Origin of the sequence: Erythrobacter sp. HI0063, from assembly GCF_001635685.1 — a bacterium.
Lineage (GTDB): Bacteria > Pseudomonadota > Alphaproteobacteria > Sphingomonadales > Sphingomonadaceae > Qipengyuania.
The window spans coordinates 1-259 of sequence record NZ_LWFF01000229.1 but is presented as its reverse complement, the minus strand read 5'-3'; the positions used below and the strand labels follow the sequence as shown (position 1 = coordinate 259).

The window sequence follows — 259 nt, the reverse complement described above, 5'->3', positions numbered from 1 at the left end:
TGACTGCCGTCTACATCACGGTCGATACGGAATATTCCTCGTCGCTGGCGAACCGGCCCTGTCCGGTGGACCGGTCCGAAAATTTCGCGCGCTCGATTGCCGGCATCACGCCCGAAGGCCCGCTGGGCCTGCCCCACAAGCTCGCCCTGCTGAAGGAATACGGGCAACGCGGCGTCTTCTTCGTCGATCCGATGCCCGCCCTCGTCTGGGGCACTGCCCCTATCGAGGATGTGGTCGCTCCGATCCTGGAGGCGGGGCA

Annotated in this window: 1 pseudogene; it reads left to right on the top strand. The window is 65.3% G+C overall.

Annotated elements, in window-relative coordinates:
• Positions 1-259, top strand: a pseudogene (locus A3736_RS17545) (hypothetical protein); the annotation flags it as partial.